The sequence below is a fragment of the Mesorhizobium sp. GW821-FHT07A06 genome, from assembly GCF_059419085.1.
Genome location: NZ_JBWKRC010000014.1, coordinates 26,319 through 39,027 on the forward strand (window position 1 = coordinate 26,319; position 12,709 = coordinate 39,027).

Sequence of the window (12,709 nt, forward strand, 5' to 3'; positions counted from 1 at the left end):
CTAATATCTCCTCTGGCGAATGATCGTGGGAACCGACTGAGGCGTTCCAGCGACGAGGCAGAGGGTCAAAGAGAACCACACGATCGGGTGCCGGATGATCAGGTGCGGAGCACTGAAGACAGCGATAGATGCTGTAAGCGCCACGAGAGCGTCCAGCCTCGCACGCCAGGCGGACCAGGCGGCCGAGCCGAGGATCCACAGCAGGGCCAGGACTGAAATCAGGCCGCCCTGGGTGTAGAGATCGAGGATCGTGCTATGGGCCTCGAAGGGTCGCGGCAGAAACTGCTGATTGACCACGGGGGGAGTATCAAGGTGTGGGCCTGGGCCCAGCCCCAGAGATCCGGATCTTGCCCCCTTGTCCAATGCCGCGTCCCAAAGGTAAAGGCGAAGTGCCGCGGTTTCCGCGGTCGCTTCCCCGCCCTTGTCCTTGGTGAGGCTCTTGGCGAAATCTTCGGCGCTGGCGGCCTCGCTGATGGCGTAAGGCGCCATCGATACCGCCAATGGAAGGAACGCAACAGCGAGCAGGAGGCCAAGTTGTCGCGAAAGGCTGGCCTTGCCGCCATCGCCCGCCAGCAAGGCCCGCATCCGCAATCCGAGAAGGATCAGGCAGGCCAGGACTGTCGTATAGAGATAGGTATCGCTCTTTGTCAGCCTTCCGACGTAGAAGGTGAGGATCAGGCTGAATAGCCCAAGGCATCTTCCCAACGGATTGCTGGTGGTCATGGCAAGATGCAGGGCCAGGGGACCAAGCAGAGCGCAGTAGAGTGCAAGCTGGTTCGGATTCTCAGACCAACCGCAAAAGCGATCCCAGTACCAGGGACGGACGCCAGACTGATGGATCCAGCCGAAACCAACCCCTACCTGAATGACAAAGCAAGCACTCGCGATAGCGATCATCCACCAGGCGATACGACGTAAACGGACAGCCGCGTTCGGCTCCGCGGCGGCCAGGCAGGTGACGCAGGCCAACAACGCATACGCCATCGTGTCGTGCAACAAAGGATCGAGGAACAGCGTGGTCGTCAGAAAGCCGATGATGGAACCGACGCCCAGGGCAAGCGTCAGGATCAGCCAGAAACGTGCAAGTTTGGCCAGGGCCGGCGTTACCTCCAGCCGGCCGCCAGCAAGGACCCGCGTGATCGACAGCAATATCCAGAGCGTGAGGAAGAGTTCGCTGTAGCCGAACGGCAGCCCCGGGATGCTGAGCTGCACCGCGTAGGACATTGCTATGCCGAAGGCCAGGAACGCATCACGAATCATTGCCGCGCCTCACCCAATCGGGGGTTTCGCGCACGCTCTTCCATCATTGTCGCGGGGGCCGATCGAGCAAGACTGCCGCTGCCACCGAGCACGGTCTTGTATAGCTCGCAATACTGGTCGACGACCCACGACAGCGAAAAGCGCTCCCGCACGAGTCCGACGGAACGGCCGCCCATGATTTTTCCACGGGCGCGGTCGGACAGGATCTCAATTATTCTGGATGCGAATCCTTCCGCGTCGCGCGGCGCGACGAGATAACCGTTCCAGCCATCCTCGACCACGTCATTGCAGCCGGGCATTCTCGAGGCCACGATAGGCAATCCGGACAATCCCGCTTCCAACAGCACGCGCGGAATCCCCTCGCGATATTGCGTCGGAAACGCGAACAGATCGGCCATGCCAAGAAGGGCCGGAACATCCCGCCTTGGCCCCAAGGCGATCACGTGAGGAGCATATCGCTCGATATCGGACTTGTTGACCGCAAATGGACCTTCGGAATCCTGCGGGCCAACGAGCACGAAACGCGCGTTGGGCCTCTCGGAGAGGATGCGGGGAACCGCCTTGAGCAGGGTCGGGATCCCCTTCTGACGGGTCAGCCGACCGACAAAGATTACGACTTCGGCCGAATGAAGGCCCAGTTCCTCGCGCACCGTGGCGGCTGACGGACCACGATACCGAGCTGTCGAGAATGCATTCAAGTCGATACCAGAACTGCGGATCAGTCGCGCTTTGCCGTTGCCCACCAGCCGGTAGCGCTCGAAGAAGGCTTGATCGTCGCGATTCTGGAAAACGGTCATCGCTGTCCACAACGATGCGAGGCCCTGGAGAGCGCAGAAGACCGGACGCAGCGCCAGAGCGCGCGGCTCCAGCGACGAGAATGTCCAACCAAGGCCATTGATGGTGCGGATGACCGGAACCTGCCCGCGCACGGCCAAGGGCGTCAGGAGGTTGGGCTTGGTGTCGAAACTCTGGACGATGTCCGGACGCAGTTCGGACATCAATTTGCGGACCCTTCCGAGAGCGCCCCATTCCCCGCCGCCGCTGCTAAAGCGGTCGAACCCAAATCGGCGATGTGGGATGCCATGGAGGGAAAATACCCCCCCCACGTCGCTCGACACGGCAGTGACTCGAAAACCCTTCTCGCGCATCGCCAGCAGGAATGGGATTCTGAGACGGTGATCCTCGCCTCCGATGCAGACAAGGTGCGGGTTCATCCCATGCCCCCAGGATGCCGGCAGTATCCCGACCGCATCAAATGGCTGGCTCTTGGATCCGCTCTCATGACCGGTTCATCGCCCCTACACGCACAACGCCCAAACCCACGCTACCAAACCCACGCTAGGAGCAGGGCTTCCCGCTGTCCTCGTCTGTTTGAATGAAGCAGGCGCTGGACGATGCGGCGATGATAGGTCGGCGCATATCGGATCGCCGAGTCCGGTCCGGAATCATTCGTTCTAACGATGCCACGACCAGCATGGTCGCGTACGACACTGCAAAGCCAATCAGCAAAAGGGGAACTGCGTTGGAAGCGTTCGGGCGCCCGCGTTCAAAAAGCCCGTTTCCACGCGCTTTGGCGTCCGTTAGCGGATTGGCAAGCCGGCAGGATGTTGCGATTACCCCCGATATCGGACCTCCAGACGATTTCACATGGAAACGGGCATCGACACGCCCTCTGGACGTGGACGGACCAACCAGCCACCCATTCCAATGGATGTGCGACGATTTCTCCGAGAAACCGGCGTTCTGGCATCTGGAGCGAGTTGTCGAGAGGTACCCGGACAAAACCGCGATCAGTGACGGATTTACATCGCTCAGCTTTGCGGAATTGTTGAACGCAGTCCGAAACCTGGCGGGTGCGATCGCTGGTTCTGTCCCACCGGGCAAGGCGGTCGGGCTCCTTATCGGAAATACGCTGTGGTATCCCGTGGCCATGCTCGCCGCCATGCGCGCTGGCAGGCCTGCCGTGCCGTTAAATCCCCGGGATCCGTTTCAGCGCCTCTCTGCAATTGCCACCAGCGCGCGGCTGGCCGCGATCGTCAAGCCAGGACCAGGTGGGCCGCCAGGTTGGCCGGATGCCTCGCCCATGAAATGGATCGATGCGGCAAGCTGCATGGGCGCAGCGGAGGGCAGCTTGCCGGCGCTGCCTTCCGATCTGTCGGTCGATGCCCCGGCGATCGTTCTGTATACGTCAGGCAGCACCGGGACTCCGAAGGGTGTCGTAAACAGCCAACGGGCGATCCTTCACCGCGTTCAGCAATATGTGGATGCCTGCCACATCGGTCCCGATGATGTGTTCATGCCGCTGACAGGGCCGGCGACAATCGCGGGATGCCGAGAGATGATGACCCCCATGCTGTGTGGGGGCACGTTGTATCTCCTGGACATCGAGAGCGCCGGCATTCGCGCCGCCCGCGACAATTTCAAGAAATGGCAGGTGACAGTTGCCTATCTCGTGCCCGCGCTGCTGCGTGTGCTGATGAATGGTGCCGCGTCCGACACATTCTCTTCGCTGCGGATCGTGCGCGTTGGTGGAGAAAAGATCTTATGGTCGGACATCGACCGGCTCCGCGCCAGCGTTCCCGAGTCCTGCTTTGTGCAGATCAGCTATTCATCCACGGAAACAACAGGCACGCAGTGGTTCCTGCCGAGGGATTATCCGGAACAGGGTGCAACGGTCCCGGTTGGCTTCGTCCTCCCCGGCATCGAATACACGATCGTGGGAGAAGACGCACGCGAGGTCGCCCCGGGAGATGAGGGCGAGTTGTTGATCAAAAGCAACTACACCACGCTGGGCTATTGGGTGGATGGGGAAAACGTCCCTCTTCAGGCAAGCTCCGCCAATCCCCGGCTTCGGATCTTCGCAACGGGCGATCTGGTCAAGGTCGACGACACTGGACGGATGTGGATCGTCGGACGAAAGGGACGCCAGATAAAGATCAATGGAAGACGCGTCGAGCCTGCCGAACTGGAACTCGTCCTGCGCCGCGCGCCTCAAGTGAACGATGCCGTTGCGGTGGTGACGGACGCGAACGAACTTGTGGCCTTCGTCGTCCCGGCGAGAGCTGGCGGAAGCGAGTTCATCGCTGAATTGCGCGACTTGATCAGGACAGCCTTGCCGCCGGCGGTTCATCCAACGCGGCTGCATAGTGTTGCTGAGATACCGCAACTCAAGGGCGGCAAGGTCGACGGCGTCAAATTGCGGGATCTGGATCGCGTGCTGAATGCGCAAGACGCCCAAAACGCGCAAGATGTCCAGCAGGCGACCGACCCACTTGACATCGCAGGCGTCGCGGCCGCCGTCTGGGAGAGGATACTCCCGGGTAAAAAAGCGGCTGGCAGCCACTGGGACGATGCCGGTGGCGATTCACTGAAGCTGCTGCAATTCGTCATGGAACTTGAGACAGCCTTGGGACGTGAACTCAACCTGGAGGCGTTCACCGTCGGGATGAGTTTCGCAGATGTCGTCAGGGCCGCATCGCCGGGACAAGATACAAGCAAATCGCGTGTCGATGCTTCCGACGCCAAGCCCATCCTGTTCATTGTGCCTGGATCAATCGGCTACGGTCCAAGCCTGGCGGCCTTCGGCGCCGAAATGAGCACTGTCGCCAAGGTTGTTGCGGTGCGCTACGGGGACCTCAACGATCTGCTCAAGGGCCATGACACAATACCGCGAATGGTGGATGCGGTCGTCGAGCAGATCAGCCAGGCCCAGCCGGAGGGCAATGTGAATCTGATCGGCTATTCGCTTGGCGGCGGCGTCGCGTTCGAGGCCGCCGCCAAGCTTGTTGCCGCGGGTCGATCGGTCACGTTCCTGGGAATCCTCGACACCAATATCGGGCCAGGGCGGCACAACTACCGCGAAACCGTTGCACGCACCGCCCAGCGCATCCGCACGCATAGAGTGACGGTGGATCGCATGACCTTGCGGGCGCTCGCAAAATTGTTTGCCCAATTTGGTGCCGAGGCTGTGCTGGCAAGGGGCATCGACTGGCTGAAGTGGAGGGCTTTCGCCAGGACGCGATTCATTCTGCGCCTCGAGCTCGAGGAAATCCTGCGGATGCGTGCATTTGGCCGGTGGCTCGCGCGACCGAAACCCACATTGCCGATTACCGCCACCCTGTTCCGGTGCAGACGCAAAGGCGTTCCGGCAGATCTTGGCTGGAGTGCTTTCGTTGCCGATCTGAGCATAGTCCCGATCGTGGGCGGACACCTCGACATGCTCATTGAACCCTATCTCAGCCATAACCGTCCGTTGATAGAAAGGGCCTTTCTGGTGCGCGGCGCATAGCAAATAAACGGTCACCATGAGCGCTCCGCAGTCGAGCGTGAAGCGCCAAATATCCTTGGATAGTGAACAAGCCTCGGAGCCAAGTCGGCCGTCCGAGTCCGCAGCGTTTTGCTCGCTGTGATCAACGATTCTATCAAGGGACGCCGGTTTTTGATTTGTCTCTAATGTATCCTTTCCAATAGGCAGGTGTGGGGCACCTACCGAATCGGACGAAGGATATTTGCATGACAACCCTCCACTATGCCTCGGGTGGGTCGGCCTCCCAGGTCGCAACCGCCGGATTCAACCTTGTAGACGTTTCATCCGTGGACGAACTCAACGCACTGCCGGCTGGCACGAAAGGCCTGGTCTGGCTCGATGAAGCCAATGGGGCGACCTCGTCCTTTATCCAGAAAGTCACGCCCTTCATCGGCAATCCGAAGGTGTTTGGCTTCTTCCTCGTCGATGAGCCGGATCCAACCGGCCAATGGGGAACCTACGCCACCGCGGCGAATTTGAAGGCGGAATCCGACTGGATCCATTCAAATCTGCCGGGCGCCAAGACCTTCATCACCATGATGAACATGGGGTCCTCCGCAAACCCTGATTTTTCGAACACCTTTAATCCCGCCAACACGCATATCGACTATTACGGGTTGGATCCGTACCCGGTGCGCACCGGAACAAGCACGGTCGACTACAACATGATCGACAGGACCGTGGCCGCGGCTGTCGCCTCGGGCATCCCGGTTAGCCAGATCGTTCCGGTTTACCAGACATTTGGCGGCGGCAGCTTCACGACCGACACCGGCGGCCAATATGTCCTTCCCTCCGTCACCCAGGAGCAGACCATGCTGGACCACTGGTCCAAGCTGGTTCCGACCCCCGCCTTCGATTATGCCTATGCATGGGGTTCCCAACAGGGTGACACGGCGCTTGGAAACTCGCCGGCGCTGCAGGCCCTCTTCCTCCAGCACAACCAGACCGACACTGGCGCATCATCGAGCGGCGGCATCGGTTCATCCGGCGGCACCACCACCGTGACGCCGCCGCCCACCACAACCACGCCCGTGCCCCCGACAACCAGCACGCCTTCGAGCAGCGATCACGTCTTCTACGGCACTGGCGGGGCGGACGTAATGCACGGCACCACTGGCGCCGACACGATGGCTGGTCGTGGCTACAACGACACCTATTATGTCGACAACGTCGGTGACAAGGTGGTGGAACTGAAGGGCGGCGGCAACGACACCGTGCTGGCGTCGGTGAGTTATGCGTTGTCGGCCGGGTCGGAGATCGAACATCTCGCCACCACGAACCGGTCTGGCACCACCGCCATCAACCTCACCGGAAACGAGTTTTCCCAAACCATAGAGGGCAATGCCGGCAACAACGTCATCAATGGCGGCGGCGGGCAAGACGTCCTGACCGGAAATGGGGGCAAGGACGTCTTTGTCTTCAATTCCGCCCTCAAGGCCGGCAATGTCGACAAGATCACCGACTTCAATGCGTACCAGGACAAGATCCAGCTCGACCACACTATATTTACCGGCCTTCAAAAGGGCGCCCTTCCCACCTCGGCCTTCTTCGCCGGTGCGGGTGCTCACGACGGCAATGACCACATCATTTACAACAGCTTGACCGGCGCGCTCTCTTTCGACAGCGATGGGATAGGCAGAGCACATCAGATCCAGTTCGCCACTCTTTCTCCGCACCTGTCGTTGACGGCATCCTCGTTCATCGTAACGTGAGCCTTGGGGACGTAAGGCCCTGATCAACAGGGTCTGACGTTTTCTTGAATGCACCTCGGCGGAACGAAATCGCTCCAACGAGCTTTTGTTCGTCATGAGCGCTCGCGGCATCGAATTCCTGCAGAAATGGGTGGAGGAAAACGTTCCACCTTTTTCGAGGGCCGATCCGGCCCTTGCGGCTAAACTCGCCGAACAAGCGACCGCGGACGCCATCAAGGCGGGGATTCGGCCCGAGGAAATCTCGGAAGAAGTCGGAAGCATGCTGACCACCATGCTTGAAGTCCTCGATCACCGCGACACCGAGTGATTGCGCATCCGGCTGCATCGGCAGCCGGCATCGCCGCAGGCAGCGGTATGTGGGACCTGTATAAGGGGCTATCCTCGGTCCCTGTGGACCAGGACACGCGCCCTATCCGCGGCAGACCGCCTGATGGCATCGAGTACATGCATTCCCGCCACCGCGTCGCTGATTGGCCAGGACTGCTTGATCTCCCCCCTTATGGCGCGCGCAAACTCGCGGACCTCTTCTTCATATTGGTTTGCCGGCGCAAAGCGGATGACTTCGACATCCCGGTCATAAATATCGTCACGCTTGCGCAGCTCGATGATCGTCTCTTGTTTTGCCGAGGGCCAGACGGCGACCGGGATTTCCATCCAGCCGTCCGTACCGATAACCATGATCCAGTGTGCCCATGCCTGCAGCAGGGCGCCACTGAACAGAAGATTGCGGTTGTCGGGAAATTCGAGCAGGCCGGCGACGGCAATATCGACACCATCGGGCGCGAGCTTTTCGAATGTCGCGGTCGCGGCGATCGGCTCAGCCTCGAAGAGAAAGCGGGCTGCCGTTATCGGATAGACGCCAACGTCTCCCAAGGCACCACCGCCGAGTTCCGGCTGGAACCTGATGTCCTGCGGATTGTCGTTGGTCACACTGTAGGTTGCGTGGATCTGTGTTACGCGTCCGAGCCTGCCACTGCGGATGATTTCCCGCGCGGCGAGCCATCGTGGATGATATCGGACCATGAAGGCCTCCGATATCTGCACACCTGTCTGCAGTTGAACCTCGGCCAGGCGCAGGGCGTCCGCCGCATCCAAGGCAAGTGGTTTCTCGCACAAGACGTGCTTGCCAGCCCTCGCCGCGGCAATTGCATCTTCGACGTGCCGATTGTTCGGCGTCGGGATATAGATTGCCTCGACCTCGTCGTCGTTCAGCAGGTCGGAGAAAGACGTATAGTGCTTCGAAATACCGAATTCCGAGGCGACGCGGGCCGCACGAGATCCGTCGCGTGAGGAGATGGCTACAACTTCACACTCCGGTACGGCTTTCATCGCCGGTATTACCCAGTCGCGGGCGATCTTCGCTGTCGACACAATACCGAAACGGACCGGCTTCATCGTCTTGCTCTCTCTTGCATTTGATCACGGGTTCGGACGCAGGCGAATAAATGTGGATTTCGCCTGCATGAATTCCAGTAACCCGTCGGGACCGTTTTCCCTGCCGAGTCCGCTGGACTTGCTGCCGCCAAACGGCAGCTGGGGAACCGTCTCAAGATAGGTGTTGACATAGACAAACCCGCTTTCAAGGGCACTGGAGACAGCCATTGCGGTGTCGAGGTTAGAGGTCCAGATGCCATTGGCTAGGCCGTAATGTGTCAGGTTGGCCAGCGCGACTGCTTCGGAAACATCCTTGAAAGTGGTGACCCCAAGCACCGGTCCGAATATCTCCTCCCTGAAGATCGTCATGTGTGGCTCGACGCCAGTGAATATGGTCGGTTCGACGAAATAGCCGTCGTGCAGCCCCGGGCTCGTCGGCGCTCTCCCGCCTGTCACGAGCGTCGCACCTTCCTCCCGGGCCTTTTCGACGTAATCTAGGACCTTCCGCTGGTGCTGCGCATGAATCATCGGGCCGAGATCGGCATCGACGTCGTCAGGCGTACCAAGCTTCAGCGCTTTGGCCTTTTCGGCCAGCTTCGAGACAAACTCCGATGCGATAGTTTCCTGGACCAAAAGCCTTCCGCCGGCGCAACACTCCTCACCCTGATTGATCGTGAAGGCAGCGAGCGCACCGGCGACCGCCGCATCGAGATGCGCATCGGCGAACACGATGTTGGCGCCCTTGCCCCCGAGTTCGAGCGCCACCTTCTTTAGCGACTGGCCGGCAAGGCTGGCGATCTTGCGCCCAACGGCGGTGGACCCCGTGAAGGAGATCATGTCGATGTCCGGGTGCAGGCACATGCCCTGGCCGACCACCTCGCCCGTGCCGGGCAGGACCGCAAGAACCCCGTCGGGGATACCAGCATGCTTGGCCAGTCGCGCATATTCGATCGCAGTGCCCGCTGTGAGCTCCGACGGCTTGATCACGACGCAACATCCCGCGACGAGGGCGTAGGGCAACTTCTGAAACAGGGTCACCGTCGGAAAATTCCAGGGAAGAATCATACCGATGACGGGAAGCGGCTCGTAAGTCACGAGGCCCAGTTTCTCGGCACCCTCGTGATTGACGATACGGCCGGGAATGCTCCAGGCGAGCGATGCAGCATAGCGCAGCAACTCTACCGACCACTCGATCTCGCCCTTGGCGGCAGCGATCGTCTTCCCTGCTTCATCGGCCTCGATGCGGCTGAGCGTTACGAGATTCTCCAGGATGAGATCGGCCCAGCGCAGCAGGATCTTCCCGCGCTCGCTCGCCGCAAGCCCCTTCCATCCGCCTTTCCTGAACGTCTCCTTCGCGAGTACGACGGCACGGTCAAGTTCTGTTGTCCCGGCCAGATGAACTCTGGCGACGCTTTCGCCTGTGGAAGGCGAATTTCTCTCGAAGAGAGCGCTTCCCGCCGGCAACTCGGCAGCCCCGTTGATCCAGATGCCGTATTCACGTTTGGTCATTTCAGAATCCCGATGAAGATCGGCAAGGCAGGAGACGCTTCGCACCCTTGCGGCTCAGGTCAGTCATGCAGCTCTTTGGAGATCGGCGGCCCGACCACGAAGTCAGCGAAAGCCACCTCGAATCCCGCACGTTGAGGAGAGCAGCACATCATGCCGACATCCACCCGGTCGGATGGCGGGAAATAGCCTAGCCTTACGGGCTTCCAGCTGTTGTCGCCGGAGTCCAGATACTGGACGCGAACCGCTTCGCGATGCCGGGTGAGGCGGATCCTCACGCCCGCCGGATCCGTCGGAATGGCAACCAGGGACCAGTCGGAAACATCGTTTGTGATAACGACGGAAAAGTACATCCGCCCGTCGGTAAACTCGATTCCGGCTTTCACCCAATGTGTTTCGCCGAGCCGCATCATCAGGCCGGCCTGATCGTAGAGGGCTTCATATTCACCCTTGATCGTCACCTCGGCGGTGAAATCCCCGGTGACGCTGCGATACAGAAAATGGCCATTGTCGCGCCAGAAGCCGTAAAAGGTTTCTCGCCAGAAGTCGGTTTCGTGGCCTGTCGTGACACGAAGGAGAGCGCCGTCGTTTGTGTATCGCGGTGGCTCGTTGAGCCATTTCAACTGTTCTTCCGCCATCTCCCCACCTTCCCATTCGTTTGTGCCTGTGGTGCCGAGACACTCAGTCAGCGCCTGGGCCACAAGGGTGCCTGTCGATCAATTGAACCAGGTGTCGGATAGGCGGTAGCCTTCCGGGAACGGATCCTCGGGATCCACGCCGTAGTGGCTCACACCCGTCAACCAGGCGCGACCAGAGACCTGCGGAATGACCGCTGGCACATCACCTACCTTGGTTTCGGCGATGATCTCGCAGTCGAAAACCGTGTCGAGAATGGAGAGGTGCCTGAACTTCTCACCGACAGCGAGATCACCACGGGCATGAAGAAGCGCCATGCGCGCCGAAGTGCCTGTCCCGCATGGGCAGCGATCGAGCCGCCCGGGCGACACGACGACCGCGTTCTTGGACGTCTTGACGCCGTTGATAACCTCCACCGGGCCAGCAAACTCGGTTTGATTGATCGTATGGATGAGCGGATTTTCGGGATGAATCGACGGCAGCTGGACGGCTGCCGCCGCCTTGATCCGCTCGCCGATCTCGACAAGCTGCCTGGCCTCGCCGCGCGCGAGCGTCAGGCCTAGATCCGCCGAATTCACGATGCAGTACATCATGCCGCCATACGCGACATCGACCCGCAGCGAACCGAGCCCCGGAACGTCGATCATGCTGTCGCGATGCATGACGAAGGAAGGGATATTGCGAAAGGTAATGCTCCGGCACTTGCCTGCCCGGCATTCGGCGATCACGTCCACCAATCCCGCAGGCGTGTCGACCCGCACGATCGTCTGAGGTTCCTTCATCGGTATCATTCCGGCCTCGAGCGCGACGGTCACCGTGCAGATCAGATTCGAGCCGGACATCGGCACAAAGTAATCGGACTCCATGACGATCATGCCGATGTCGGCATCAGGATGGATTGGCGGCGTGATGAGGTTGACGGCGGCATTCACGCTGCCCCTCGGATCGAACAGCAGCATGTTCCTGAGCCATGAGCTGTCGCGCTCCAGGTTTTCCATCCTTTCGAACATCGTCGCCCCGCGCGGGGGGAGAATGCCGCCCGTGATGACCCGGCCGACCTCACCTTCGGCGTGTGCGCCAACGACAGTTATAACGCGATCCAACTGCATGCCCGACTCCAGTGGCTTCTATATCCAATATCCAATATTTATTGAGAGCAAGCAATAGCCAATGGCGGCTTCGCCCAAAAATTACCACCCAACGATCAGGAGTTTTCGAAATCCGGCAGCGCCTGCAGGCCAGCCATCACGTCGTCGCGAGCGTCCTCGATGTGCTTCCTGAGAAGCTTCTGCGCCAGGGTCTGATTGCCCTCGGCGAATGCAACCGCCAGCGCCTTGTGGTCTTCCAGGGCTTTGGTCTGCGCCGATCGGGCATCGATCTGAAGACGGAGATATCTGTCGGCGGAATTGTAAAGTGACGACAAAAGGGCGAGAGATCGCGGCCGCCTTGCGGAACGGGACATCGCCTTGTGGAACGACCAGTTGAGTTCACTGAGCTTCGCTGGCGATTCCTTTGCCTCCACCCCTCTGGTATAGTCATCCAGGGCGCGTCGCACATGCTCGATGTCGACCTCGGTTGCCCGTTCGATCGCCTTCTTCAGGATGAACGGCTCAAGCGCAAGACGTGCTTCGAAGATATCGATCGCATCATCCACGGTCAGAGACGCGACAACCGCGCCCTTATGAGTGTGAATGACGACAAGTCCCTCCGCCTCGAGCTGCAGAAGAGCTTCACGGATCGGTATACGGCTGACCCCGGCTTCCTCGGCGATCGCTTCCTGCCTGATTTGCTGACCGCCTTTGTAGAACCCGGATATGATCCTGTCGCGGATCAGGTCAACGACCGAAGACGTGACGGTGCGGCGCTTGATGGCGACAGACGGATCCATTTATGACCTATCAGGAAAATTCCAAGC

The 12,709-nt window shown here is 60.1% G+C and carries 10 protein-coding genes; 3 read left to right on the forward strand and 7 right to left on the reverse strand.

Features of this window, described 5'->3' with window-relative positions:
* A complete protein-coding gene (locus AC07SZ_RS30305; protein ID WP_056567861.1) occupies positions 1–1,260 on the reverse strand; it encodes an O-antigen ligase family protein in 1,260 nt (419 codons plus the stop codon).
* A complete protein-coding gene (locus AC07SZ_RS30310) occupies positions 1,257–2,474 on the reverse strand; it encodes a glycosyltransferase family 4 protein (protein ID WP_172374424.1) in 1,218 nt (405 codons plus the stop codon). Before AC07SZ_RS30310 ends, AC07SZ_RS30305 begins: the two co-directional genes overlap by 4 nt.
* A 161-nt stretch (positions 2,475–2,635) precedes the next feature.
* Between AC07SZ_RS30310 and AC07SZ_RS30315 the strand changes: the two genes are divergently transcribed.
* The 3 genes from AC07SZ_RS30315 to AC07SZ_RS30325 all read left to right on the forward strand — a co-directional run bounded on the left by AC07SZ_RS30315 (position 2,636) and on the right by AC07SZ_RS30325 (position 7,585).
* A complete protein-coding gene (locus tag AC07SZ_RS30315; RefSeq protein WP_494917199.1) occupies positions 2,636–5,548 on the forward strand; it encodes an AMP-binding protein in 2,913 nt (970 codons plus the stop codon).
* Between the two features lie 224 nt (positions 5,549–5,772).
* Entirely contained in the window at positions 5,773–7,278 is a 1,506-nt protein-coding gene (locus AC07SZ_RS30320) for a calcium-binding protein (protein ID WP_494917201.1), read from the forward strand.
* A gap of 94 nt (positions 7,279–7,372) precedes the next feature.
* Entirely contained in the window at positions 7,373–7,585 is a 213-nt protein-coding gene (locus AC07SZ_RS30325) for a DUF768 domain-containing protein (RefSeq protein WP_065005147.1), read from the forward strand.
* A gap of 68 nt (positions 7,586–7,653) precedes the next feature.
* On the opposite strand, the gene AC07SZ_RS30330 is transcribed toward AC07SZ_RS30325, so the two are convergent.
* The 5 genes from AC07SZ_RS30330 to AC07SZ_RS30350 all read right to left on the reverse strand — a co-directional run bounded on the left by AC07SZ_RS30330 (position 7,654) and on the right by AC07SZ_RS30350 (position 12,682).
* Positions 7,654–8,673 (reverse strand): Gfo/Idh/MocA family protein, encoded by a 1,020-nt coding sequence (locus AC07SZ_RS30330; RefSeq protein WP_494917203.1) that lies wholly within the window; start codon positions 8,671–8,673, stop codon positions 7,654–7,656.
* A gap of 24 nt (positions 8,674–8,697) precedes the next feature.
* Complete coding sequence (locus AC07SZ_RS30335; protein ID WP_494917204.1) at positions 8,698–10,161, reverse strand: aldehyde dehydrogenase family protein; 1,464 nt, start codon at positions 10,159–10,161, stop codon at positions 8,698–8,700.
* A gap of 59 nt (positions 10,162–10,220) precedes the next feature.
* Positions 10,221–10,796: a DUF1349 domain-containing protein gene (locus AC07SZ_RS30340; protein WP_056567841.1), complete on the reverse strand. Its 576-nt coding sequence runs from the start codon at positions 10,794–10,796 to the stop codon at positions 10,221–10,223.
* A 78-nt stretch (positions 10,797–10,874) separates the two neighbouring features.
* A complete protein-coding gene (locus AC07SZ_RS30345; RefSeq protein ID WP_494917205.1) occupies positions 10,875–11,903 on the reverse strand; it encodes a proline racemase family protein in 1,029 nt (342 codons plus the stop codon).
* Positions 11,904–11,998: 95 nt separating this feature from the next.
* On the reverse strand, positions 11,999–12,682 hold the full coding sequence (locus tag AC07SZ_RS30350) for a GntR family transcriptional regulator (RefSeq protein WP_056567835.1): 684 nt from the start codon (positions 12,680–12,682) through the stop codon (positions 11,999–12,001).
* Positions 12,683–12,709: the final 27 nt, after the last annotated feature.